Source organism: Streptomyces lunaelactis (assembly GCF_003054555.1).
GTDB lineage: Bacteria > Actinomycetota > Actinomycetes > Streptomycetales > Streptomycetaceae > Streptomyces > Streptomyces lunaelactis.
Genome location: NZ_CP026304.1, coordinates 8,160,074 through 8,183,936, shown reverse-complemented (window position 1 = coordinate 8,183,936; position 23,863 = coordinate 8,160,074). Strand labels below are relative to the sequence as shown.

The 23,863-nt window shown below is 68.8% G+C and carries 21 protein-coding genes and 2 pseudogenes; 7 read left to right on the top strand and 16 right to left on the bottom strand.

Annotated features, from left to right (window positions below):
- Positions 1-23: 23 nt before the first annotated feature.
- The 3 genes from SLUN_RS37425 to SLUN_RS37415 are packed head-to-tail and all read right to left on the bottom strand — an operon-like array spanning position 24 to position 4,605.
- Positions 24-2,027, bottom strand: coding sequence for an ABC transporter permease (locus tag SLUN_RS37425; protein WP_108154299.1), 2,004 nt, complete (start codon positions 2,025-2,027; stop codon positions 24-26).
- Positions 2,027-3,115 (bottom strand): quaternary amine ABC transporter ATP-binding protein, encoded by a 1,089-nt coding sequence (locus SLUN_RS37420; RefSeq protein ID WP_108154298.1) that lies wholly within the window; start codon positions 3,113-3,115, stop codon positions 2,027-2,029. Before SLUN_RS37420 ends, SLUN_RS37425 begins: the two co-directional genes overlap by 1 nt.
- 20 nt (positions 3,116-3,135) lie before the next feature.
- Positions 3,136-4,605, bottom strand: a complete 1,470-nt coding sequence (locus SLUN_RS37415; protein ID WP_108154297.1) for an aldehyde dehydrogenase family protein — start codon at positions 4,603-4,605, stop codon at positions 3,136-3,138.
- Positions 4,606-4,825: 220 nt separating this feature from the next.
- Between SLUN_RS37415 and purU the strand changes: the two genes are divergently transcribed.
- A complete protein-coding gene (gene purU / locus SLUN_RS37410; protein WP_108154296.1) occupies positions 4,826-5,698 on the top strand; it encodes a formyltetrahydrofolate deformylase in 873 nt (290 codons plus the stop codon).
- 154 nt (positions 5,699-5,852) lie between these two features.
- Here purU and SLUN_RS37405 read toward each other — a convergent pair whose 3' ends face one another.
- Complete coding sequence (locus tag SLUN_RS37405) at positions 5,853-6,692, bottom strand: methylenetetrahydrofolate reductase (protein WP_108155163.1); 840 nt, start codon at positions 6,690-6,692, stop codon at positions 5,853-5,855.
- A 6-nt stretch (positions 6,693-6,698) separates the two neighbouring features.
- Positions 6,699-8,369 carry a choline dehydrogenase gene (betA, locus tag SLUN_RS37400; protein WP_108154295.1) on the bottom strand — a complete coding sequence of 557 codons (1,671 nt, stop codon included), beginning with the start codon at positions 8,367-8,369 and terminating at the stop codon, positions 6,699-6,701.
- Positions 8,370-8,513: 144 nt separating this feature from the next.
- Between betA and SLUN_RS37395 the strand changes: the two genes are divergently transcribed.
- The gene (locus SLUN_RS37395; protein ID WP_257153875.1) at positions 8,514-9,311 is read left to right on the top strand and encodes an IclR family transcriptional regulator; all 798 of its coding nucleotides are present in this window, start codon (positions 8,514-8,516) and stop codon (positions 9,309-9,311) included.
- Between the two features lie 147 nt (positions 9,312-9,458).
- Here the strand turns inward: SLUN_RS37395 and SLUN_RS37390 are convergent, their stop codons facing one another.
- The 3 genes from SLUN_RS37390 to SLUN_RS37380 form a co-directional block, all read right to left on the bottom strand.
- Positions 9,459-10,592 carry an aromatic ring-hydroxylating oxygenase subunit alpha gene (locus tag SLUN_RS37390; RefSeq protein ID WP_108154293.1) on the bottom strand — a complete coding sequence of 378 codons (1,134 nt, stop codon included), beginning with the start codon at positions 10,590-10,592 and terminating at the stop codon, positions 9,459-9,461.
- Between the two features lie 129 nt (positions 10,593-10,721).
- Complete coding sequence (locus tag SLUN_RS37385; protein ID WP_175313568.1) at positions 10,722-11,885, bottom strand: NAD(P)/FAD-dependent oxidoreductase; 1,164 nt, start codon at positions 11,883-11,885, stop codon at positions 10,722-10,724.
- A complete protein-coding gene (locus SLUN_RS37380) occupies positions 11,882-12,244 on the bottom strand; it encodes a bifunctional 3-phenylpropionate/cinnamic acid dioxygenase ferredoxin subunit (protein WP_108154291.1) in 363 nt (120 codons plus the stop codon). Before SLUN_RS37380 ends, SLUN_RS37385 begins: the two co-directional genes overlap by 4 nt.
- A 176-nt stretch (positions 12,245-12,420) precedes the next feature.
- Between SLUN_RS37380 and SLUN_RS37375 the strand changes: the two genes are divergently transcribed.
- On the top strand, positions 12,421-13,797 hold the full coding sequence (locus SLUN_RS37375) for an L-serine ammonia-lyase (protein ID WP_108154290.1): 1,377 nt from the start codon (positions 12,421-12,423) through the stop codon (positions 13,795-13,797).
- Between the two features lie 63 nt (positions 13,798-13,860).
- Here the strand turns inward: SLUN_RS37375 and SLUN_RS37370 are convergent, their stop codons facing one another.
- The 3 genes from SLUN_RS37370 to SLUN_RS37355 all read right to left on the bottom strand — a co-directional run bounded on the left by SLUN_RS37370 (position 13,861) and on the right by SLUN_RS37355 (position 16,632).
- On the bottom strand, positions 13,861-14,490 hold the full coding sequence (locus SLUN_RS37370) for an MBL fold metallo-hydrolase (RefSeq protein WP_108154289.1): 630 nt from the start codon (positions 14,488-14,490) through the stop codon (positions 13,861-13,863).
- Entirely contained in the window at positions 14,490-15,575 is a 1,086-nt protein-coding gene (locus tag SLUN_RS37365) for an S-(hydroxymethyl)mycothiol dehydrogenase (RefSeq protein WP_108154288.1), read from the bottom strand. Before SLUN_RS37365 ends, SLUN_RS37370 begins: the two co-directional genes overlap by 1 nt.
- 442 nt (positions 15,576-16,017) lie before the next feature.
- The gene (locus SLUN_RS37355) at positions 16,018-16,632 is read right to left on the bottom strand and encodes a DUF2867 domain-containing protein (protein WP_108154287.1); all 615 of its coding nucleotides are present in this window, start codon (positions 16,630-16,632) and stop codon (positions 16,018-16,020) included.
- A gap of 125 nt (positions 16,633-16,757) precedes the next feature.
- Between SLUN_RS37355 and SLUN_RS37350 the strand changes: the two genes are divergently transcribed.
- Positions 16,758-17,321: a TetR/AcrR family transcriptional regulator gene (locus tag SLUN_RS37350; RefSeq protein WP_257153874.1), complete on the top strand. Its 564-nt coding sequence runs from the start codon at positions 16,758-16,760 to the stop codon at positions 17,319-17,321.
- A 135-nt stretch (positions 17,322-17,456) separates the two neighbouring features.
- Here the strand turns inward: SLUN_RS37350 and SLUN_RS37345 are convergent, their stop codons facing one another.
- On the bottom strand, positions 17,457-17,678 hold the full coding sequence (locus SLUN_RS37345; RefSeq protein WP_108154285.1) for a hypothetical protein: 222 nt from the start codon (positions 17,676-17,678) through the stop codon (positions 17,457-17,459).
- Positions 17,679-17,937: 259 nt separating this feature from the next.
- On the opposite strand from SLUN_RS37345, the gene SLUN_RS37340 reads away from it, so the two are divergent.
- Positions 17,938-19,011, top strand: a complete 1,074-nt coding sequence (locus SLUN_RS37340) for a mechanosensitive ion channel family protein (protein ID WP_108154284.1) — start codon at positions 17,938-17,940, stop codon at positions 19,009-19,011.
- Positions 19,012-19,064: 53 nt separating this feature from the next.
- On the opposite strand, the pseudogene SLUN_RS37335 reads toward SLUN_RS37340, so the two are convergent.
- The 4 genes and pseudogenes from SLUN_RS37335 to SLUN_RS42510 all read right to left on the bottom strand — a co-directional run.
- Positions 19,065-19,319, bottom strand: a pseudogene (locus SLUN_RS37335) (hypothetical protein); the annotation flags it as partial.
- A gap of 444 nt (positions 19,320-19,763) precedes the next feature.
- The gene (locus SLUN_RS37325; protein ID WP_108154282.1) at positions 19,764-20,774 is read right to left on the bottom strand and encodes a hypothetical protein; all 1,011 of its coding nucleotides are present in this window, start codon (positions 20,772-20,774) and stop codon (positions 19,764-19,766) included.
- 96 nt (positions 20,775-20,870) lie between these two features.
- Positions 20,871-21,044, bottom strand: a complete 174-nt coding sequence (locus tag SLUN_RS40235; RefSeq protein ID WP_170146532.1) for a hypothetical protein — start codon at positions 21,042-21,044, stop codon at positions 20,871-20,873.
- A 299-nt stretch (positions 21,045-21,343) separates the two neighbouring features.
- Positions 21,344-21,871, bottom strand: a pseudogene (locus SLUN_RS42510) (DUF4158 domain-containing protein); the annotation flags it as partial.
- Positions 21,872-22,246: 375 nt separating this feature from the next.
- Here SLUN_RS42510 and SLUN_RS37315 point away from each other — a divergent pair.
- Both SLUN_RS37315 and SLUN_RS37310 read left to right on the top strand, forming a co-directional pair.
- A complete protein-coding gene (locus SLUN_RS37315; protein ID WP_108154281.1) occupies positions 22,247-23,458 on the top strand; it encodes a hypothetical protein in 1,212 nt (403 codons plus the stop codon).
- Between the two features lie 44 nt (positions 23,459-23,502).
- A complete protein-coding gene (locus SLUN_RS37310) occupies positions 23,503-23,859 on the top strand; it encodes a helix-turn-helix transcriptional regulator (RefSeq protein WP_108154280.1) in 357 nt (118 codons plus the stop codon).
- Positions 23,860-23,863 lie beyond the last annotated feature (4 nt).

Here is a 23,863-nt window from a genome sequence, read left to right as displayed (position 1 = left end):
CCTGTGCTTCTTCCTGTGGCCGCTCAGTGGCCGGCCTGGCGGGGGCCCGGCGCGCTCGTTGTGCGCCGTGCCGCTGCCTGGGTTATCCGGTCGAACATGACCCCGAGCAGAACGATGGCAAGGCCCGCTGCGAGGCCCTTGCCGTACAACTGGCCCTGGGAAAAACCGGCTACGACGTCGTAGCCCAGGGCGCCCGCACCGACGAGACCTCCCACGACCACCATGGACAGGACGTAGATCAGTCCCTGGTTGGTCGCGAGCGTCAGGGCGCTGCGTGACATGGGGAGCTGCACCTTGGTGATGATCTGCCAGGTGCTGGAGCCGGCTGCCGTGGCGGCCTCCACCGTGACCTGTGGCACCGCTCGCACACCGTCCGCGATGATCTTGATCGTCACGGGGGCCGCGAAGACCACCGCGGCGATGATCGCCGTAAAACGAGTGGCACCGAAGAGCGCCAGGAACGGCACCAGATACACGAACGAGGGCATGGTCTGGCCCGCGTCGAGGCTGGGTCTGATCAGCCGGTCGACCAGCGGGCTACGGCCCATCCAGACGCCGGCCACGACGCCGAGCAGCATCACGATCAGAGTCGCCACCGCTGTGGAGGCCAGCGTCGTCATGCTGTCCGACCACACTCCTGTGGCGACGAGCAGGGCCACACAGACCGCCGCCGTGGCACCCGCGCGCCACCCGCCGAGCACTGCGCCGACGGCGACGAGGACCACGCCCACCAGCCACCAGGGAGACTCGGTGAGCAGCGTCTCGAAGGGGTTGAGCAGCGCCGTGGTGATCAGGTCCCTGGTTCCGTTGGTCAGTCCGCCGAAGGTGTCCTGCGTCCACAGCGTGACCGAGTCCGCCGTACGCGCGATCGCGCCGCCGACCCCGGCGTCGCCGGGGAACCGGGCCGCCCACACGTAGGTGTGGGACATCCACACGCACACCGCAGCAAACGCGCCGCCTGCCATGAGCAGGGGACGGCGCCACTTCGTGAAGCGCCCGGCGCCGCGCTTCCTCGCGGCCTCCACTCGGTCACCCGCCGCGGTCGTCACCCGGTCCAGCACGATGGCCATGACGACGATCGCGAGGCCCGCGTTGAAGGCGACGCCGACGTCGAGGGTCTGCAGAGCCTTGACGACCGTCTTACCCAGGCCGGGCGCGTCGATCAGGGCGGCGATGGTGACCATGGACAGGGCCGCCATGATCGTCTGGTTCACGCCCATCACGACGGTCCGCTTGGACATGGGCAGCAACACCTTGGTGAGCGTCTGCCGCCGGGTGGATCCCAACGACTCGGCGGCCTCGACCGTGGTGGCGGGCACCGAGCGGATGGCGTGCGCGGTGATGCGGATGGCGGGAGGCGCCGCATAGATGAGCGTGGCGATCGTCGCGGATGCCGGGCCGATGAGAAAGAACAGGGTGAGCGGGGCCAGGTAGACGAAGGTCGGCATCGTCTGCATGAAGTCCAGGAACGGCGTGATGGCACGGTTCACCCGGTCGGAGAGCCCGGCCCAGATGCCGAGCGGGATGCCGATGAGCAGAGAGACGAAGACCGCCGACAGAGTCAGGGCCAGCGTGTCCATGCTCTCCTGCCAGAGTCCCTGCAGCCCGAGGAAGACGAACCCGGCCACGGCCAGGGCCGCGACGCGGATGTTCCCGAACGCCCAGGAGACATAGCCGGCGAGGGCGACGACGCCCAGCCAGCCGACGACGGGGACCGGGCGCCCGGCCCCCGGCTGGGAGATCAGCGACTGGATGAAGGTGACGAGATTGTCGATGACCAGCCGGATCTCGTTGAAGAAGTAGAGGAAGAGCGGGTTGCTGTTGCGGCTCGCACCGATGCTGTCGTTGACCGAGTTGAACCAGCGGTGCAGGTCCGTCAGATCGGCCGCCGCCAGCGCGAGGGTCTGCTGCCCACGCAGGGCTGCGAACAGCACCAGCCAGGCGATCACGATCGCGGCCACCACGACGCGGCGGCTGACTCGGCGAGTGGCCCGGACCGGGGCGGCCGCGTCGGCGGCGACAGCCATCACGCGCCGCCTTCCTGTCCGGCGACGACCGCGAGGATCTCCTCGTCGCCGACGATACCCAGCAGCCGCCCGCCCTCGACGACCTTGACCGGCCTGTCGGCGGCTAGCACCGCCCGCGTCGCCTCGCGCACCACGACGTCCGGGCCCAACTCCGGGCCGTCGAGAGCGTCGCCGGGCTCGGGGGCACGCATGATCCAGCGCAGGGTCAGGACCTCGGCGCGGGACACGTCCTTGACGAACTCGCGGACGTAGTCGTCGGCGGGGGCGCCGACCAGTTCGTCACCCGTGCCGCACTGGACCATCTTGCCGTCGCGCATGATGAGGATGCGGTCGCCGAGCTTGAGCGCCTCGGACAGGTCGTGGGTGATGAACACCATGGTCTTGCCGACCTCGTGGTGCAGGCGGATGACCTCGTTCTGCATGTCGCGGCGGATCAGCGGGTCGAGTGCGGAGAACGGCTCGTCGAAGAAGAGGACATCCGGATCGCCGGCGAGCGCCCGGGCCAGACCGACACGCTGCTGCATGCCGCCGGAGAGCTGGTCGGGGTAGGAGTTCTCGTATCCGGACAGGCCGACAAGTTCGACGACCTCAAGCGCACGCTTGGTGCGCTCGGCCTTGCCCATGCCGCGTATCTCCAGGCCGTACGAGACGTTGTCGACGACCCGACGGTGCGGCAGCAGCCCGAAGTGCTGGAAGACCATGGAGAACTTGCGGCGCCGCAGCTCGCGCAGCCGTCTGGCGTCCGCGCCACGGATGTCCTCGCCCTCGAAGTTGACTTCGCCCGCGGTGGGTTCGATCAGCCGGGTCAGACATCGCACCAGCGTGGACTTGCCGGAGCCGGACAGGCCCATGACGACGAAGACCTCGCCGGGCGACACATCGAAGTTCACATCCCGTACGGCGGCGGTGCATCCGGTGCGGTCCATGAGCTCACGGCGTGTAAGCCCGCACAGCTCCTCGGAATCCGGCACCTGGTCGGCCTTGGGCCCGAACACCTTCCACAGCCCGCGTACGGAGACGACCGGAGCTCCGTCCTGGTCCTGGGACGCGCCGCGCCGCTGCGGCAGTTCAGTCTGCGTTGGGGTCACGATCGACCTCTCTTCGGCGTTCAGCCGCGGAACCAGTGCTGCGGCCGGGGTTGGATGTTCTGCCAGATGTGCTTGGGCTCGCGGTATTCGTCCAGGCCCGTCGGCCCCAGTTCCCGGCCCACGCCCGAGTGCCCGAAGCCACCCCATTCCGCCTGCGGTACATAGGGGTGGTAGTCGTTGATCCACACGGTGCCGTGGCGCAGCCGCCCGGCGACCCGCTGGGCCTTGCCGGCGTCCTGCGTCCATACGGCTCCGGCGAGTCCGTACTCGGTGTCGTTGGCGATGCGTACGGCGTCGTCCTCGTTGCTGAAGCGCTCGACGGTCAGCACGGGGCCGAAGGACTCCTCGTGCACCACACGCATGTCCTGGTGGCACTCGTCGAGCACGGTCGGCGGGTAGTAGTAGCCGTCGGCGAGCGCGGGGCCCTCGGGGCGAGTGCCGCCGCAGCGCAGTACGGCGCCCTCGGCGAGGCCCGCCGCGACATAGGCCTCGACCTTCTCCCGGTGCTGTGCGGAGACCAGCGGTCCCGTATCGGCCTCGGCATCGAAGGGGCCGCCCAGCCGGATTCGCCCGGCACGGCGCACGACCTCGTCGACGAAGGCGTCGTGAAGGGAGTCTTCGACGATCAGACGGGCACCGGCCGAGCAGACCTGCCCGGAATGCAGGAAGACGGCCGTGAGAGCGAAGTCCACCGCGGTCTCGAAATCGGCGTCGGCGAAGACGACATTGGGGTTCTTGCCGCCCAGTTCGAGGGCGACCTTCTTCACGGTCGCGGCGGCCGTGGCCATGATCCTTCGACCGGTGTCCAGGCCCCCGGTGAAGGAGATCATGTCGACGGCAGGGTCTTCGGACAGCGGTGCGCCGACCTCGGGACCGGCGCCGAGCACGAGGTTGGCGGCGCCGGCCGGCAGACCGGCCTCCTCAAGTGCCCGCATCAGCAGGATCGTTGTGGAGGGGGTGAGCTCGCTCGGCTTCACAACGATCGTGTTGCCGGCCAGAAGAGCCGGGGCGACCTTCCACGATGCCTGAAGCAGCGGGTAGTTCCAAGGGGTGATCAGCCCGCACACGCCGACCGGCTCGTAGGTGACACGGCTGACGGCGTCGTCGCGTCCGGTGTCGACCAGTCGGCCGGCGCTGGTGCCCGCGATCCCGCCGTAGTAGCGGAAGCAGGAGACCACATCGGCGATGTCGTACTCGCTCTCCACCAGCCGCTTGCCGGTGTCCAGCGATTCGGCGCGGGCGAACTCCTTGGCGTCGCGCTCGATCAGATCGGCGGTGCGCAGCAGCAGAGCGCCGCGCTCCCGCTCGGGGGTTCGCGGCCAGGGGCCTTCGTCGAAGGCCCGGCGGGCCGCTGCGATCGCGGCCTCGCTGTCGGCCCGCGTCCCTTCGGACACGACCGCCGCAAGCGTGCCATCTGCGGGGCAGAGGATCTCCCGGTGGCCGCCGGCCACCGGATCGCGCCATTCTCCGTCCACATACAGGTCTGCCACGAGCGGAGCCCTTCGACCGAAGTTCGTTGCGCATCATGCACTGCATTGCTTGTGGTGGAACACCCTGGCCGAACGGGTGACCCACGTCAAGAGGGCGAGACGGGCGGATTCCCACCCCGACGGCCGGTTGCCCCGCTCCTCTTGACCACGGCCCACGAGGGGCCGACCATGTTGCGTATCACTCACCGTGTTGTGCAATACGCACCGTCGGAGGCCGCGCATGTCCCCTCGACCGCAACCCGGCCGCGAATACGTCCTCACCCTCTCGTGCCCGGACCAGCCCGGACTGGTGCACGCCGTGAGCGGCTACCTGGTCAGGAACTCCGGCAACATCCTGGAGAGCCAGCAATTCGACGACCGGCTTCAGGACCGTTTCTTCATGAGGGTCCACTTCGATGTGTCCGACCCCGACACCGATGTGAAACATCTGCGTGACCGCTTCGGCCCCGTCGCCGAGGCCTACCGGATCTCGTGGACCCTGTGGGACGCCTCGACCCCGACCCGCACGCTCATCATGGTGTCGAAATTCGGCCACTGCCTGAACGACCTGCTCTTCCGCCGGCGCACCGGCGCGCTCAACATCGAAATCCCGGCCATCGTGTCCAATCACGAGGAGTTCAAGGAGCTGGCCGGGACCTATGGCATCCCCTTCCACCACATCCCGGTGACCAAGGACACCAAGGCCGACGCCGAGGCACGTCTTCTGGAGCTGGTGCGCGAGCTGGACATCGACCTGGTGGTGCTCGCCCGCTATATGCAGATCCTCTCCGACGATCTGTGCAAGCAGCTCGAGGGCCGGGCCATCAACATCCACCACTCCTTCCTCCCCAGTTTCAAGGGCGCACGCCCGTACGGGCAGGCGTACGACCGCGGCGTGAAGCTCGTCGGCGCCACGGCGCACTATGTGACGCCGGACCTGGACGAGGGGCAGATCATCGAGCAGGACGTGGTTCGCGTGGATCACTCACTCGACCCGGACGAACTGGTGACCGTAGGGCGGGACGTCGAGGCGCAGGTGCTGGCGCATGCGGTGAAGTGGCACAGCGAGAGCCGCGTCATGGTCCACGGGAACCGTACGGTCGTCTTCCGCTGAACTGGGGCTCCGCCGAACCCCCGGACGCCCTTCGGGGCCTGTCCTCAATCGCCGGACGGGCTTGAATGTTCGGGCCGACCATTCCAGCCTCGCCGGCGTTTGAGGCGCGGGGTCCGGGGCGGAGCCCCAGTTTCGGGAAGGGGCGGCGTGGGGGCTAACAACCGTCGAGGCGCTCCAGCATGCCGCGGCGCCAACGCTCGGTCTCGGCGATCTGGTTGAACGTGAACAGGTGCAGGCCCGCCACCGCCGCCGAGGGCGCGGTCAGCACGGGCGCACTGCGCCGCAGCAGCCGCTCCGGCGCGTAGCCGCCCGGCGCCGCGAAGCGCACGAACCAGGAGGCGTGCCGGGCCAGGAAGCGCGTCGACTCCCCCACACCGATCTTCGCCGCCATCGCCAGCAGCTTCGTACGCTCGACGGGCCCGGCCACGCCCACATGCACCGGGAGCGTGACATCGCGCCGCCGCACCCGTGTCACCCACTCCCCCAGCACGCGCGAGTCGAAGCACAGGTTGCTGACTATGTACGTCGCGTGGGCATGCTTGTCCCACATCGCCTGGATGGTGATGTCGTCGTCGATGAGCGGATGTCTCTCCGGGTAGCCGGTGATGCCGACCCGGGCGAAGGGGCTGCCCAGCTCGGCGAGGTGCCGTAGCAGTGGCAGCGCGCCCTCGTACGGGCCGGCGGGCGGATCGGCGTCCCCGGCAGGTACGAAGACGTCGTCCACGCCTGCCTCGCGCAGCCGGTGGACGACGTCGGCCAGGTGCGCGTCGTCCCGCAGCAGCCGCGCGGGCACATGCGGGACGACGCTGTAGCCGTGCGCCGAGAGGCGCGTGGCGAGGTCCAGCGTCGGCTCAAGGCCCTTGACCGGGGACGCGGTGACGGTGACCACCACATCGCGCGGGACATGGGCGAGGACCTTGTCCAGCGTCGCCTTCGCGGGAAGCACCTCGTAACGGACACTGTCCAGCAGCGCCCGGAAGCGTTCGCTGTGCAACACAGCCTACCCGGACTGCTTCTGGGCGTCGCGGTGCCGGTAGTACACGGCCTTCGAGGACGGCAGGGGGTCCTTGCCGAGGATGAGGTCGGCGGCCTTCTCGGCGATCATCATCACCGGCGCGTAGATGTTGCCGTTGGTGACATAGGGCATCACTGAGGCGTCCACGACGCGCAGTCCCTCAAGACCGTGCACGCGCATGCTGGCGGGATCGACGACGGCCATCTCATCGGTGCCCATCTTGCATGTACAGGAGGGATGCAGAGCGGTCTCGCCCTCCTTCGCGACCCAGGCGAGGATCTCCTCGTCGCTCGCCACGGACGGTCCGGGTGAGATCTCTCCGTCGTTGTACGGGGAGAGCGCGGGCTGATTGAGGAGCTTGCGGGTCACCCGGATCGCCTCGACCCACTCGCGGCGGTCCTGTTCGGTGGACAGATAGTTGAAGCGCAGGGCCGGGCGTTCACGCGGGTCCTTGCTCTTGACCTTGACGGAGCCGATGGCGTCGGAGTACATGGGTCCGACGTGCACTTGGTAGCCGTGCCCGCCCGACGGCGAGGAGCCGTCGTAGCGGACCGCGATGGGCAGGAAGTGGAACATCAGGTTGGGGTAGTCCACGTCCTCGTTGCTGCGGGCGAAGCCGCCGGCCTCGAAGTGGTTGGTGGCGGCCGGGCCCTTGCGGAAGAGCCACTGGAGGCCGATGAACGGGGCGCGCCACTTCGCCATGTACGGCTGCATGGAGACCGGCTGCTTGCAGGCGTGCTGGACGTACACCTCCAGGTGATCCTGCATGTTCTCACCGACGCCCGGCAGGTGGTGGACGACGTCGATGCCCAGGGGCTCGAGTTCCTCGGCGTTGCCGACGCCGGAGAGCTGCAGCAGCTGCGGGGAGTTGATCGCACCGCCGCAGAGGATGACCTCGCGGGCGCGGACCTGCTGGGGCTTGCCGCGGCCGCGCCGGTACTCGACGCCTACGGCGCGCTTGCCCTCGAAGAGCACGCGGGTGACCAGGGCTCGGGTCTTGACGTCAAGATTCGGCCGCCTCTTCACGGGCTTGAGGTACGCCTTCGATGCCGACAGACGGCGTCCGCGGTGGACGTTGCGGTCGAAGGGGGCGAAGCCTTCCTGCCGGTAGCCGTTGACGTCGTCGGTGCGGGGGTAGCCGGCTTCCTGGACCGCCTCGAGGAAGGCTGGGAAGAGCGGGCTGGAGGCCGGGCCGCGTTCGAGGACGAGGGGGCCGTCATGGCCGCGGAACTCGTCGTCGGGGTCGGCCGCCAGGCAGTTCTCCATGCGCTGGAAGTACGGCAGGCAGTGGGCGTAGTCCCAGGTCTCCATGCCCGGGTCGGCCGCCCACCGCTCATAGTCCATGGGATTGCCGCGCTGGAAGATCATGCCGTTGATGCTGCTGGAACCGCCGAGTACCTTGCCGCGGGCGTGGTAGACACGTCGGCCGCCCATATGGGGCTCGGGCTCGGATTCGTACTTCCAGTCGTAGAAGCGGCTGCCGATGGGGTAGGTCAGCGCCGCAGGCATGTGAATGAACACGTCCCACGGATAGTCGGACCGGCCGGCCTCCAGGACCAGCACGCGGTTGCCCGGATCAGCGGAGAGCCGGTTCGCCAGTGCGCTGCCGGCCGATCCGCCGCCGACGATGACGAAGTCGTACTGGAGGGTAGCCATGGCTGCCTCGTCTCGCTCGCGCCGTTCGATACGCCGGGCATGCTAGTACGAGTAGCGCTATACGCACCAGGTTGCGAGCCACGCAACTTGCCGAGACTCGCATCGCTCGGCGCCCCTGTTGTTTACTGCGCGTATAGTTTCGTTGTGAGCAACTACAGTCCAGATACCGAAACGACCGGTTCGCAGCCCGGCGGGGTCCAGTCCGTCGACCGCGCCATCAGCGTGCTGGAAATCCTTGCCCAACACGGTGAAGCGGGCGTCAGTGACGTGGCAGCCGAGATCGAGGTCCATAAATCCACCGCATTCCGCCTGCTCGGCGCACTGGAGGCGCGCGGCCTGGTGGAGCAGGCGGGTGAGCGCGGCAAGTACCGCCTCGGCTTCGGCATCGTGCGCCTGGCCGGCGCGGTCACGGGCCGCATCGACATCACGCAGCAGGGCCGCCCGGTCTGCGAGCGCCTCGCAGAGGAGATCGGCGAGACCGTCAACGTCGCTGTTATGCAGGAGCACTTCGCGATCAACCTCTTTCAGGTACGCGGACCTGCGGCGGTGGGGGCCCACAACTGGGTCGGCCAGCTGACCCCGCTGCACGCCACCTCCAGCGGCAAGATCCTGCTGGCTCACCTGCCCGCCAAGGAGCGTGCCGAGCTCCTGTCGCAGACAGGCCTGAAGAAGATCACCCCGCGCACCCTGACCGCGAAGACAAAGCTCGAGAAGAGCCTCGCCGAGGCCAGAGAACACGGCTACTCCTCGACCCTGGGGGAACTGGAGCTCGGACTGCACGCCATGGCCGCGCCGGTCCGCTCGCGGGACGGAGAGGTCATCGCGGCGCTCAGCGCCTCCGGACCCTCGTACCGGTTCACCGAGGACCGTATGCGCGAGGTCGCCCCGCTGCTGATCAAGGGGGCCGAGGAGATCAGTCACCGGATGGGCTACCTGGGCTGACCCGGGCGCGCTCCAGCCGGATCTGCAGGAAGGGCGTGGGTCATCGCGGGGGTTCCCGGCGGCCCAGGTCTTCTCCTGTCTTCTCCTGCTGACCTCCTGGTCGTCGTCGCCGGATCTCCGGGCGGCGCGTGCGTGCAGTCGTCGGTGCTACTCCGGCTGCCGGGTACCGAGGCGCTCGTGGATCCAGTCGTGGAACGCGCCGATGTGGTGCTCGCTGGGTACGAGTACCCCGCCCTTGGCGTACAGGCGGGAGCTCATCGCGGGCTGGCAGCGCTCGCAGGCGTCGAAGTCCTGCCGGTTGACCCGGTCGAAGAGCTCCACGGACCGGCTGAGGTCCCTGCCGCTGTCCACCACGTCCCTGAGGTAGAGCCAGTCGCACTCGACGATCGTGCGGTCGACGGCGACCGGGTACATCCGGTGGAAGATCACGTGGTCGGGGACGAGGTTGATGAACACCTGCGGCGGGACAGTGATCGCGTAGTAGCGGCGGTCCTGGTCCTCGGCAACCCCGGGGATGCGGTCCAGGCCTTCGGAGCCGTCCACGGTGAAGCCCTTGATGTCCGCGCCGAATTCGACGCCGTGGCCGACGTAGTACTGCGCGGCATAGCCGTCGGCGAACTCCGGCAGAACCTCGGTGAGTTCCGGGTGGATCGTGGCGCAGTGGTAGCACTCCATGAAGTTCTCGATGATGAGCTTCCAGTTCGCCTTCACGTCGTAGACGATCCGTCTGCCGACTTCGAGGCTTTCCATGTCGTAGCGCTCGATCGACTCCACATCGCCGAGCCGTGCGACGACCTCGCCGACGATCTGTTCCTCGAAGGAGGGCGGGGTCTCCGCCAGACAGACCCAGACATAGCCCAGCCATTCGCGAGTGGCCACATTCGCCAGGCCGTATTCGGTACGGCCGACGTCTGGCATCTTCGTGAGGTTGGGGGCCGCGACGAGCTTGCCCGTCAGGTCGTACGTCCACGCGTGGTACGGGCACTGGAAGGCGCGCTTCACCTCGCCGGACTCCTCCGTGCACAGCTTGGCGCCGCGGTGTCGGCAGACATTGAAGAAGGCGCGGACGGAGTTGTCCCGGGCCCGGGTGACGAGGATGCTCTCGCGGCCCACGTCGACGGTCTTGAAGGCGCCGGGACCGGTCAGGTCGCAGGAGCGCGCGACGCAGAACCACATCGCCTCGAAGATGTGCTCCTGCTCCTGGGCGAAGATCCCGGGATCGGTGTAGTAGGAGCCGGGGAGCGTGGCGATCAGGCTGTCCGGCAGGCTGGTCGAGGTCACAGTGCACTCCTCGCGGGGTGACGTCGTCGGTCGGTCGTCGCGCCGGGGACGAGGAAGTCCGAGCGCGCGTTGTGCGTTGGGTGGTGAAGGGCGTGCTGAGCAGTGGCGCGTGACGCCTTACGAGCGGCGTCAGAGCGTGGCGGTGGCAAGCTGTTTGCGCCAGCGGGTGAACAGGCGCGGCTGGTTCATCCCGAGGACCGCAACCGGATGTCCCGACCGCCGGTAGACCGCAAGGAAGCTGCGCTCGTCCGGGAGACCCTCCTCGACCGTCACACTGTCGGCCCCGGCGGAATGTCCGGCGAACTGGATCCGTACGCCGTACTGGTCCGACCAGAAGTACGGCGGCCTGGGCGCCGCCGGTGTTGCCGCACCCGCGGACAGCAGCGCGGCCACGGCCGCGTCGGGCCGCTCCCGTGCGCCGGTCCAGTGCTCGACGCGACGGTGAACGCCGGCGAAAGGGTCGTACCAGGAGGCGCAGTCTCCGACCGCGACCACACCGGCCACGCTTGTACGGCCGTCCGCGCCGCATTTGACGCCGTCGTCCAGTACGACGCCGGACCCCTCCAGCCACTCGACGCACGGCCGGGCGCCCACGCCGATGACGACCGTGTCCGCCGGGATGCTGCGGCCGTCCTCGAGCAGGACCGCGTCGACGCGAGCCGACCCACTGAGCCCTTTGACGCCGACGCCGCACAGCAGGCGTACGCCGTGGTCCGCGTGGAGGGTGGAGACGACGCCGCCCATGACCTCGCCGAGCGGTCCGGCGAGCGGTGTCGGCGCGGCCTCGACAACGGTCACGTCAAGTCCCAGGCCGTACGCGGTCGAGGCGACCTCGGCGCCGATGAACCCACCGCCGATCACCACCAGCCGCCCGCCCCGGGCGAGGTCGGCCCGCAGGGCCCGGGCGTCGTCCAGGGTCCGCAGCGTGTGCACCCCGTCCAGTCCGTCGCCGCCCGGCAGCATGCGCGCGGTCGCACCTGTGGCGATGACGACCCCGTCGGCCCGGACGGACCGGCCGTCCGCAAGCCGCACGGCGTGGTCACCGGGGTCGAATCCCGCGGCCCGCACGCCGAGCAGCCACTCCGCCTGCAGGTCCTCGCCGTCCGTCTCCAGCGCGAGATCCGCTTCACGGACCGTGCCGGCGAGGAACTCCTTGGACAACGGCGGCCTGTCGTACGGGCGGTGCTGCTCGTCACCGATCACGATCAGCCGCCCGTCGAAGCCCTGTTTGCGCAGTGAGCGTGCGGCCGACAGTCCGGCGAGCGAGGCGCCGACCACGGCCACGGTCCTCACGCGGGACCACCGGCGAGCCGCGCCGCGATGCAGGGCGGCAGATTCGGGGCCTCCGTGGACGGCTGGACGTAGATCATGCCGTCCTCGATCAGGACCTGATGGGTGCGGACGGGGAGCTTGGCCGGCGGTGAGTCGACGGCCCCCGTCCGGAGGTCGAACTTCGATGCATGCAGCGGGCATTCGACCTCGGAGCCCTCCAGCCAGCCGTCGGCGAGCGACGCATCCTGGTGGGTGCACGTGTCGTCGATGGCAAAGACCTCGCCGTCATCGGTGTGGAACAACGACACGGGCGGATCGAGGTCGAGCCGGTGGGCCTCGCCTCGCGGCAGATCCGCGAGACGGCACGCGGGAATCATCATGACACCTCGGGTGCTCGGGTGCATATAGCGAAACGGAGTGCGGTAAGCGCAACGCCAGTTTGAAGTCCCCCAAAGCCCGTGTCAAGGCATCCCCCGGACACTCCGACCCCTTGTTCCATGTTTCTTTTTACGCAACGCTGTGCGCAGTACACAACTTCCGATCCGGAGGGAACGACGTGCCGATCAGCGTCTTCGACCTGTTCAAGGTGGGTATCGGGCCCTCCAGCTCGCACACCGTGGGGCCGATGAAAGCCGCCCGCCTCTTCGTCACCGCACTGGACGAGGACGGCCTGCTGCCCCGTGCCGTCTCGGTGCGGGCCGAGCTCTTCGGATCCCTCGGCGCCACCGGCCACGGTCACGGCAGTGACAAGGCGGTACTCCTGGGCCTGGAGGGCGAGGATCCCGAAACCGTCGACACCGACACCGTGGACCACCGCGTGCACCGGATCCGCGAGACCGGTCGGCTGCGACTCCTGGGCCGCAAAGAGGTGGACTTCCGCGAGCCCGAGCACCTGGTGCTGCACCGCCGCCGCACCCTGCCCTTCCATCCCAACGGCATGCAGTTCCAGGCCCTGGACCACCACGGCAGCGAGCTGAGGACACGTACGTACTACTCGGTGGGCGGGGGCTTCGTCGTCGACGAGAGCGCGATGGGAGCCGACCGGATCAAGCCCGACGACACACCCGTACGCCTCCCCTTCCATTCGGCGTCCGAACTGCTTCTGCGCGCCTACGAGTCCGGCCTCCCCCTCAGCGGGGTGATGCTCGCCAACGAACTGTCCTGGCGGAGCGAGAGCGAGGTCCGAGAGGGCCTGCTGCAGATCTGGACCGTAATGCGGGAGTGCGTCGACCGCGGCTGCTCACGGACCGAGACCACCCTGCCCGGGAGGCTGAGGGTGCCACGTCGCGCTCCCCAGCTGCTGCGCACCCTCGCCGATGACGAACAGTCCACGGACCCGCTGAAGATCATGGACTGGGTCAATCTCTTCGCCCTGGCCGTGAACGAGGAGAACGCCTCGGGCGGCCGCATAGTGACAGCGCCCACCAATGGCGCCGCCGGGATCGTGCCGGCGGTGCTGCATTACTACACCCGCTTCGTTCCCGGGGCCGACGAAGACGGAGTCGTACGCTTTCTGCTGGCCGCCGGCGCGGTGGGCGCATTGTTCAAGGAGAACGCCTCGATCTCCGGGGCGGAGGTGGGCTGTCAGGGAGAGGTCGGGTCGGCCTGTTCGATGGCGGCCGCCGGTCTTGCCGAGGCACTCGGCGGAACACCGGAACAGGTCGAGAACGCGGCCGAGATCGGCATGGAGCACAACCTCGGACTGACCTGCGACCCGGTCGGGGGACTCGTCCAGATCCCCTGCATCGAGCGGAATGCGATCGCCTCGGTCAAGGCGATCAATGCGGCGCGGATGGCACTGCGCGGCGACGGCACTCATGTGGTCTCGCTCGACAAGGTCATCAAGACCATGCGCGAGACCGGCGCCGACATGAAGGTGAAGTACAAGGAGACCTCGCGCGGGGGCCTCGCGGTCAACGTCATCGAGTGCTGAACCCGAGGAGACGCTGACCCGAGGCCGCCGCGAGGCGGTCGGAACGCGGCGTCGAACGCGCATTCAGAACCCGCGGTCGATCCACTCCTTCAGATGTGGGGCCTCCGCGCCGATGGTGGTCGTTTCCCCGTGACCGGTGTGCACGACGGTTTCGCCCGGCAGTGCCAGCAGCTTGCCCTGGATCGACTCGATGATGGTGCCGAAATGGCTGTACGACCGGCCTGTCGCCCCGGGCCCACCCGCGAACAGCGTGTCACCGCTGAAAAGGGCGTCCAGAGCGGGCGCGTAGAGACAGATCGCTCCGGGGGCATGGCCGGGGGTGTGCAGCACCGTCAGATCGACGCCCGCCACTGTGAGGATCTGCCCGTCCACCAGTTCGGCGTCGGGCAGCCGCTCGGAGTGCGTCTGCTTCCACAACGGCAGGTCGTCCGGGTGCAGCAGAATCGGAGAGCCGGTCCGGTCGGCGAGCGCCGGCGCGGCGTCGATGTGGTCGTTGTGGGCGTGTGTGCAGATGATCGCGCGAAGCGTCCGGCCCCCGAGCGCGGCCACGATGGCGTCGGCGTCGTGTGCGGCATCGATGACGACCGCCTCCCGGTCGTCGCCGACGATCCACACGTTGTTGTCGACGTCCCAGGTACCACCGTCCAGCGAGAACGTGCCGGAAGTGACCAGTCGCCCGATGCCGGCGGCCATCACAGGATCACCACCGAGCGCAGCACGTCACCGTGATGCATCCGCTCGAAGGCCTTCTCGACATCGTCGAGTGCGATGGTCTCGGTCACGAACGCGTCCAGATCCAGTCGCCCCTGCAGATGGAGGTCGATCAGCATCGGGAAGTCGCGGCTCGGCAGGCAGTCGCCGTACCAGGACGACTTGAGCGCTCCGCCGCGGCCGAAGACGTCCAGCAGCGGGAGCTCCAGCTTCATCTGCGGGGTCGGCACCCCCACCAGGACGACAGTCCCGGCCAGGTCGCGGGCGTAGAAGGCCTGTTCATACGTCTCCGGGCGGCCGACGGCCTCGATGACGACATCCGCGCCGAAGCCCCCGGTCAGTTCGCGGACCGCCTCCACCGGATCGGTCTCCCGGGAGTTGACGGTGTGGGTGGCGCCGATCCTCTTTGCGGTGGCCAGCTTCCGATCGTCGATGTCCACCGCGATGATCTTCGCCGCGCCCGCGAGCCGGGACCCGGCGATCGCCGCGTCGCCCACGCCGCCACAGCCGATGACAGCGACGGAATCGCCACGCCCGACTTCGCCGGTGTTGATGGCGGCGCCGATGCCCGCCATCACGCCGCAGCCCAGAAGCCCGGCGACCGCGGCCGACGCCCGCTCGTCGACCTTCGTGCACTGTCCGGCCGCCACCAGCGTCTTCTCGGCGAAAGCGCCGATGCCCAGGGCCGGGGACAGCTCGGTGCCGTCGGCGAGGGTCATCTTCTGCTTGGCGTTGTGGGTGTTGAAGCAGTACCAGGGCCGTCCCCGCAGGCAGGCCCGGCACTGGCCGCACACCGCGCGCCAGTTCAGGATGACGAAGTCGCCGGGTGCGACCTCCGTGACACCCTCGCCGACGGCCGCGACCCGGCCGGCCGCCTCATGGCCGAGCAGGAAGGGAAAGTCGTCGTTGATGCCGCCCTCGCGATAGTGCAGATCGGTGTGGCAGACCCCGCAGGCCTCGATGTTCACCAGCGCCTCACCCGGGCCGGGGTCGGGCACGATGATCGTTTCCAGGCTGACGGGGGCACCCTTCCCCCGCGCGACGACAGCTCGGACCTGGTGAGTCATGGCCACTCCTCGACTGATTACACCCATGGGGCTTGCGTTGCTTATTACGGCACGCATCTCACGTGTCGCAACAACAGCATCGTGGAGGCGCGATCCACGGTCAAGGACCCCGCACATCGGGGCGGAACGTCGAAGGGTGATCCCGCAGCATCCGAGTCGGCGCCTTGCCCTGCCGGACGGTGGGCCGCAGGAGGAACTTGTACGAGCGAATCAACCAGCCCACTCCCCTCGGTCAATGGCGATAGACGTAACGGCCGCCACTGACAACCGAACACCCGACAACAGCGACCAGCAGGTCAGAGCAGTCCCCAGATCGCATTCCCGCCCGGCCTGAAGGCTGGGATTCCCTGCGAAGATCCGGGATGGCGCGGCCGGGGCGTCGGTCCACCCTGGGCCGGGTCTCATGATCACGGAAGGGTGCGTCAGGTGCCGCTCGCAGCGATCACGGTTGAGGGTCGGCGCCCTCGGGAAGCAGGAGCGCGCGGTCCCGCCAGGCCCGCTCCCACTGGCGGGTCAGCGCCGGGTAGACGATCAGGTAGCGGAACGGTGCGATGAGGGCCATGTACAGCCGTCCGAACCGGCCGTTGGGCTTGACCAGGACCGCCATCCGCAGTTCGTGGCCGCCGTCGCCGGCCGGCACCCACCCCAGGTGCATGAGGGTGTGGACGGTCCTGTTCGCCAGTTCGCGGACGGACTCGTTGTCGAGCTCGTACACGGGGGCGAACGGGCTGCCGCCGGAGTCGGACCCGTCCGTGGTCTCGCGGAGGTCGCGCGGCAGGCGGTCGCGCAGCGACTGGACCCGCGTCCCGAGGCCCGCCTTGGGCTTGTCCCATCCGAGCAGGGCACCGAGCTTCCAGCGCACAGCGAACAGGAACCGGACCGGAGGGGTCTGTTTGGCGAATCCGCCGCCCGTCCGCATCACGGCGAGCATCACGGGGAAGTCGTCCGGCCCGGCGCCCGGGGTGTGGAAGGACCACACGTCCTCGGTCTGGAAGTCGCGGGTGAACTCATGGATCCGCCACGGCTGATCGGTATGGGAGGTGCGAGGAAGTTTCATGGCCGCTGCCGCCTTTTCTGCCTCGGGACGTCGTCTGCCACCTCCGTTATACGCTTGCGTATAAGATGTTGCCAGATCATATATGCGGTTGCGTATACCGGTGGACGAGTGAGGTGGGACACATCGTGGGCGCTGCTCGCACACCGCGCGACAGATGGGTGGAGGAAGGCCTGCGGGCGCTGGCCGAGGGTGGCCCGGACGCCGTCAGGGTCGAGGCGCTGGCGAAGGGCCTCGGCGTCACCAAGGGCGGGTTCTACGGGTACTTCGCCGACCGCGACGTGCTGCTGGAGGCGATGCTGGACACCTGGGAGCGGGAGAGCACCGACGAAGTGATCGACCGGGTCGAGCGCGAAGGCGGCGACCCAAAGACCAAGGCCCGGCGCGCGGGCATGCTCACCTTCTCCAGCGACCGGCTGCTCCCCATCGACCTCGCAGTCCGTGACTGGGCCCGGCGTGACGAGGCGGTCGCCGAGCGCCTGCGACGGGTCGACAACCGGCGTATGGCCCTGCTGCGCGAGATGATCGGCACCTTCTGCTCCGATCCCGACGAAGTCGAGGCCCGCAGCCTGATCGCCTACTGCGTGGCAATCGGACACCACTCGCTCGCCGCCGACCACGAGGGCCGCACCCGAGCCGAGGTCCTCGCCCGCGCCGCCGACCTGATCCTCAACCGCACCCGAGGCCGGTAGGGCGCCCGGCCCCGGCTCGCCGCGAAGGCATGTAAATGTCCGTCGTTGCCCAGCGGGCCGGTCACGAACTGCCTCAGGTCAGCGGAGTGTTGGCACACAGGCACGTGTCGTCGCCGAGAGCCGTGCAGACACCGATCACCCGGCCCCGTCGCCGAGCGCCCGCAGCACCGCTTCACTGCGGCGGCGCGTTTCGGCCCGGACAGAATCGGCGTCCGTGCAGGCGAACTTCGCCCGCACGGTGAGCGGGATACGCGCGGCGGGCACGCGTCCGGCCTGCAAGAGGTCCCTGACCATGACCAGTTCGCATTCGGTGCAGCCCGCCTCGGCCACCACCCGCAGTATGTCCTCCGCCGACACCGCCCCGCGGGCGCCTTACGTCAATACAGCAGTGAGCGGGGCGAGTCGGCGGCGCTGCTCGTGAGGAGATGGCCTGACTCGAACGGCCGTGCCACGAAGAACCCCCACACATGTAGCAAGATGAGCGGACCCGCCGGTCAACGACGCGTCGTTCCCGGCGGCTCCGCACATCCTGGAATCGAGCAGCAGGCGGCATCAAGGTGACGACATATCAGATACCGGACATACGCCCCCTTCCTGGCGCGACGGGAGGCAGCTGGTGAACCGAGACCTCACACTGCACGACTGGATCGTCGCGGGCATCTGGGTGGCCGTCGGGCTCGTGGCGGGCATCCTGCTGCGCCTCCTGCTGCGCTGGCTGGGCAGGCACGCGACCCGTACCCGCTGGAGCGGCGACGACGTCCTCGTCGACGCGCTGCGCGCGCTGGTGCCGGTCGCGGCGCTCACGGGCGGGTTGGGGGCCGCCGCGGCGGCGCTGCCGCTGACCGGCCGGGTCAACCACACCGTCAACCAGGTCCTCACCGTCCTTCTCATCCTCGCCGCCACCATCACCGCGGCGCGCGTGATCACCGGCCTGGTGCGGGCCGTCACACAGTCACGGTCCGGCGTCGCCGGATCGGCCACGATCTTCGTCAACATCACCCGCGTCGTCGTTCTGGCCATCGGCTGCCTGGTCGTCCTCCAGACGCTGGGCATCTCCATAGCGCCACTGCTCACCGCCCTCGGCGTCGGCGGTCTCGCGGTCGCCCTGGCCCTCCAGGACACCCTCGCCAACCTCTTCGCGGGCATCCACATCCTCGCCTCGAAGACGATCCAGCCCGGCGACTACATCCGCCTCACCAGCGGGGAGGAGGGGTACGTCGTCGACATCAACTGGCGCAACACCGTCGTACGCAACCTCTCCAACAACCTCGTCATCATCCCCAACGCCCAGCTTTCCAGCACCAATATGACCAACTACAGCCGCCCGGAACAGGAGATGACCCTGATGGTGCAGGTCGGCGTCGGCTACGACAGCGACCTGGAGCACGTGGAGCGCGTCACCTCCGAGGTCGTGACCGAGGTCATGACGGAGGTCGAAGGTGCGGTCCCCGAACACGAACCTGCCATCCGCTTCCACACGTTCGGGGACTCGCGGATCAGCTTCACGGTGATCCTGGGCGTCGGGGAGTTCAGCGACCAGTACCGGATCAAGCACGAGTTCATCAAGAAGCTGCACAAGCGGTACCGCCTGGAAGGCGTCCGCATTCCCTCTCCGACGCGCACAGTCGCCCTCCAGCAGAACGGTGTGGCCATTCCCCCGCAGCGGGACGGATCCGCGCGGTTCCCGTAGCCATCCACGGCGAGTCGCATCAAGAGATCGCGGACAGGTCAGGGGCATCGGCTGGGTCGGCCCGTGGTCGCGCCCTCCACTCGGTTGGGCAGCGTCAGGCCCTGGAACGTGACCGCAGGCATGGAGACGTCGCCGGTGCCGGTGTGGCCGGTACGTGTGATCGAGGCCAGCCACAGGGCAGGGTCCGTGCCGTCACCAGTGCTCGGGAACTGGTGGGAGAGTGCCCAGGTGTCGACCGGCTTGTAGACCCCGCCGGCGAGCACCGATGTGTCGATCTTGGTCAGCCGCTTACGGGTCCAGAAGGACTGGGTGCGCTTGGTGCGGGCGTCGGTCATGGCCGAGTCCTTCGGTGACGGTCGAGGTCGAGGGTGAGAGGGACGGGGCCGGCGGGGGCAGCGCCGCAGCCGGCGCCCTGGACCGCCCGGCCGGGCTTGGAGTGGATGGTGTCCAGCAGCTTCGTGAGGGCCGCGTGCTCTGCCCGCCGTTGCAGGAGCCAGACGTTGTCCTCGGGCATGGGACAGCCGCCAGCCAGACGGGCACCTGGGGAAATACGACGCGATCGTCCACACGCTGGAACGATCAACGCAAGGTGATCAACGGGATCCTGACTGCGGGCGACGTCGCCGGGGCCACAGTGATTAATCCCGCCGGAAGACACGTGCTTCGCTCCCCACGTCCCGCAGTCGGGACCGAGAGCCGCGGCGAATGTGACAAGTAGCTCTGAGCAGTCGCACCGGCCACCAGCCGTTCAGCTACGTTCCTGGCCCCCAACCCAGTGGACGGGCAGTCCGACAGAAGGGGCCGGAGCCGCTGACCTGCGGGAATGTGTGAGCAAGGGGCGGAGAACCGTCCCGTAGGACCGGCTGGCCGGACCCCCGGGGCTGAGTGCCGGGTGTCAGAGCGATCCAGGTGGTCTCGCTCTCCCGGATGACGTACATCGCATCCTTGTGCACGTTCCATCCCCGGGGTACGACGTAGTACCGGCCGTCGCGCTCGAGGAGCAGCCGCAGGCCCGTGTAGCGGTAGCGGTGGAGCACGCTGCCCGGAAGGACTTCCTTCGTGACCGTGCCGGACGGAAACGCGAGCGGACGGCTGCTGAGGACCATCACTCCGGTCCATTCGGTGACATGGCGGGCGCGGGACTCGGCGTCCCGTTCGGCCGACTGCACGGTGACCTGAGTGAGCGTCCAGAAGAGAAAGACCCCGGCGGCGAAGACCGGGAGCGCTCTGCGCCGGAATCCCACCGGCTTTCTCCCCCGGGAGTCCCGGCACTGGCTCAGGAGGAGCCCTGCCGCGATGACGAGGGGGGCGATCCAGCCGTACGGCTGGATCTCGGTCCACAGGGCGAGCAGTACCAAGCCGACGACCACCACCGGCACGGACAGACGGGCCGCCACGGCCTCGGCCTTGGCGGTGACGCGTGGCTCCGCGCCGCCTGGCGACCGGGTCCGGGATCGCAACGAGGGCGCAGCCACGACCAGCACGATGAGTCCGGCGGCGACAAGGACCTCGAGCTTCAGCAGATGCAGGCTCTGGGTCACCAACTCGCCGAAGCCCAGGCCGAGCGTGCTGAGAGAGATGTGGAAGTACGCGTAGAACGTGCTGGTGTACATCGCCCCCAGGTAGAACAGGAGCGCGGCGATGAAAGTCCCCTGCGCGACGACCGTCTTGAGGAGCGCGGTGGGGCGGTACGGATCGGTCGCCGGCTCGCGCCGCGTCGCCTCCGGCTCCTGGGACGGATTGTCCAGGGGCGGCTCGATCACGTGCCGGCAGGCTCGGGCGTAACCGGAGGCTCGTCGGGCGCCGGGGGCGCAGGCGAATCAAAGCTCGGGGCGGAGCTCGGGCGGCCACCACCGCCCTCACTTGCCGTCGGTGGAGGCGGTGGAGGCGGAACGTACGTCTCCCCGGTGCCCTTCGGTGTCGACCCAGGCGGCGTAACGGGCGCAGCCGTCGTCGACGTGGGCGAAGGCGGGCTCGAAATCGCCTCGGGCGGCGACGGCGCGTCCGCCGGGTCGGGCTCGTCGGAGCCGCACGCGACGAGCGCGGCGGCGCCCCACACGCCGAGCGCGGCGAGCAGGGCGCCCCGGATCCTGCGACCGGTCTTCTCCCGCATCCGACCTCCTTGATCGTCTGCGATCATAGGGATCTCCCCCGCACGCGGCCCGGACCCACGCGTGGCGGCCCCGCCGCACCGCCCGATCGGACCATCGGACGAAGGCGAACTCGGCGCCGACCAGGCCCTGACGTTCCTCCGCGAGGCCGACGCGATCAACAACCGGCGCCGCGAACGCATGGTCGACCTCGCCCGCGAACAGCTCGACGGGAACCTCATTGCCAGGCGGCGCGAGTCGCCGTGCCGCTTGAGGAGCGACACCTTGCCGTCCACGCCGTACCGCGACAGCTCCGCGAGGCGCCGCGGCGGTATTCCCGACCCGTCCAGGGCGCGCATGTCCATGTCGGCGATCTCCTCGGCCCGGTCCAGGGCCCACTTCATCTAGCGGCCGGACACCCGCACAGGACCGCGCCAGCCGGTCCAGCTCGGATACCCGCGCGCCGGGCGGCACGGTCAACAGGGAGTCCAGCACCGCCCGCTGACCGATGCTCAACATCCCGTAACGGGTGTTCTCCTCCCGCTCCCCTACGCCTTCAGCATCGACGCGTCGCCGATGTCGAGCTGCTCGGCGAGGTAGTCGACGACCTCCGCCGGCATGTCCGTGGGGTAGTCGAGGAACACCCCCAGATACCGTGCGGTCGTCAGCTGCACCGCGAAGCCCAGGCTGTTATGGGACCGCCGCTTGCCCCCGATCAGCTCCCGGTCCGCGTCGTCCAGGAAGAAGAAACGCTCCAGCTCCGAACGGGACGTAGGAGTCATCTCATTTGGTGGCCTGGGATCGCCGGCCATCCTTGTGGCCCGAGGCGGCGAGCGCTGCGTCGGTACCGGCGACTTCCCGCGCCGCCGCGTCGCGCGGTAGCTGGGTTCACGCGGAGCCGCTGATTCGTTGCCTGTGTAGTCGCCTGCCTGCCGAGCCGGGCAGCAGCACCGGCGCTCGCCCAGCCACCGCCACCGCAACGACTCGGGCGCGGAAGGACGTACTTCCCGCACCGAGGGATTGCCGGGAACAGGAAGGCACAAGGCCACGCAGCTGCCCATTCCTTCTCTTGATGACTCGTCCGGGTACAGGGCAAGCTGATCGTGCAGGACATACTGCCGACGAGACGCAAGGGAGGACCCCGGATGAGGCACGTGCCCTTCTTCCGGTGGGTGCTGGCACTCGGCCTGGTGCTGATCGCGTGTTCGCTGGGCCTATTCATGGCCGCGCCGGGTTTCCCCGAGCTCCGGCAGGTGGATCTGACCGTGCTCGACGAGGAGCCCGACGGGGCGTGCACGGTCCGGTGGACGGATCCCTTCGAACTCCGCGAGCGAGACGAGCCGTACCTGTGCGACGCCGAACGGGACCCGATCCTGAAGGCACCGAACTACGACATGGATTCCGGCCTCGGTTGGGACACCGGGTTCGTGGTCGCTGAGGGCTCGGACAAGGGCGAACTGTACTCACTGGAGGAGGAGGGCGAGGGAGACGATGGGCGGATCGAGCTCTCCGACACGCTGCTGGCGGGCGGACTGCTTCTGACGGTCGTCGGCATCGTCGGCGGGAACATCCGCTCATGGTCCCGGGTGATCGGTGCGAACCCGGAGGTCATCCGCCGGGCGAGGCGGCTGAGCGAAGCCGCCGCACTGGTGGCCCAGGATCACCGGCGGGCCGTGGAAGCGGTGCGGGAGGCATTGGCCCCGTTGCACCGGGAGCTGGTGGACAGGGAGTTGGGCCGGATTCCGGTCGCGCGGCTGCAGGATGTGGCCGGAGGACGGCTTCGGACCGAGGAGTTGGAGAAGGGCGGCGTCCGGACCGTGCACGATGTGCTCGACGCCGGGGCATGGAGCCTGGGGCAGTTTCCCGGTGTGGGACGGCGTACAGCCGAGAAGGCGGTAGCCGCCGCGCGGCGGACAGCCGATGACGTGGGCGAGGTCATGGCGGTAGGGATGGATGCGGACCGGCCCGAGCCGCGGACCACGGCGCTGCTCGTCGCTCTGCGGGTGCTGGTGGAAGCCGGGCCACGGGCGCGGAACGTGGCAGAGGCGGGCAGGGAACTGGCCGCGCGGCTGGAGCTGCTGCTAACCGACGCAGCACCCGCCTCCGGGTGGAAGATGATGCTGGATGCGGGGCGGGAACAGCGTCGGCGTGCCCTCGCCGCCGTGGCTGAGCTGCGCCTGCTGCTGGACGAGGCCGAACGGGAAAGCATCACGCAGCAGTTCGCGCAGGCCTCGGTCGACCTGCTGCGCGGACCGGACAGCGATCCGGCCGGACTGTCGGCCTGGGTGGACTTCGAGACCCGGTCCACGGAGTACTACAGCCTGCTTGCGGAAGTCGCAGGCCATAGCCTCTCGTAGGCCGACTGATTCAAAACGTGGGTACGGACCACTGGCCTCGGCCGATGCGCACCCAGGAACATGACCGCGGCGTGAACATGGCCGCCGGACACCTCAACCGCGAGTTCCGGCTGGCCTACGGCGAGTCGCCGTACACGTACCTGATGACGCGCCGCATCGAGCGCGCGACGGCGCTGCTGCGTCGTGGCGACCTCAACGTCACCGCGGTCTGCTTCGCGGTCGGCTGCTCATCTCCGGGCACCTTCAGCACCCGCTTCACCGAGCTGGTCGGCATGCCACCCAGCGCGTACCGGCGCCGCGCAACGGGCGCTGCGGCCGGGATGGCGCCGTGTGTGGCAAAGCAGGTGACAAGACCGATCAGGAATCAAGAAGCGCCCCTCGCCGAGCCGCAACTAGCGTGACGGC

Excerpts from the sequence above, each read along its gene's own strand:
- SLUN_RS37355 (WP_108154287.1), bottom strand. The coding sequence starts at position 16,632 with ATGAAACTTCCTCGCACCTCCCATACCGATCAGCCGTGGCGGATCCAT.
- SLUN_RS37315 (WP_108154281.1), top strand. The coding sequence starts at position 22,247 with ATGAGGCACGTGCCCTTCTTCCGGTGGGTGCTGGCACTCGGCCTGGTG.
- SLUN_RS37365 (WP_108154288.1), bottom strand. The coding sequence starts at position 15,575 with ATGACTCACCAGGTCCGAGCTGTCGTCGCGCGGGGGAAGGGTGCCCCC.
- purU (WP_108154296.1), top strand. The coding sequence starts at position 4,826 with ATGTCCCCTCGACCGCAACCCGGCCGCGAATACGTCCTCACCCTCTCG.
- SLUN_RS37380 (WP_108154291.1), bottom strand. The coding sequence starts at position 12,244 with ATGATGATTCCCGCGTGCCGTCTCGCGGATCTGCCGCGAGGCGAGGCC.
- SLUN_RS37370 (WP_108154289.1), bottom strand. The coding sequence starts at position 14,490 with ATGGCCGCCGGCATCGGGCGACTGGTCACTTCCGGCACGTTCTCGCTG.
- SLUN_RS37310 (WP_108154280.1), top strand. The coding sequence starts at position 23,503 with ATGCGCACCCAGGAACATGACCGCGGCGTGAACATGGCCGCCGGACAC.
- SLUN_RS37425 (WP_108154299.1), bottom strand. The coding sequence starts at position 2,027 with ATGGCTGTCGCCGCCGACGCGGCCGCCCCGGTCCGGGCCACTCGCCGA.
- betA (WP_108154295.1), bottom strand. The coding sequence starts at position 8,369 with ATGGCTACCCTCCAGTACGACTTCGTCATCGTCGGCGGCGGATCGGCC.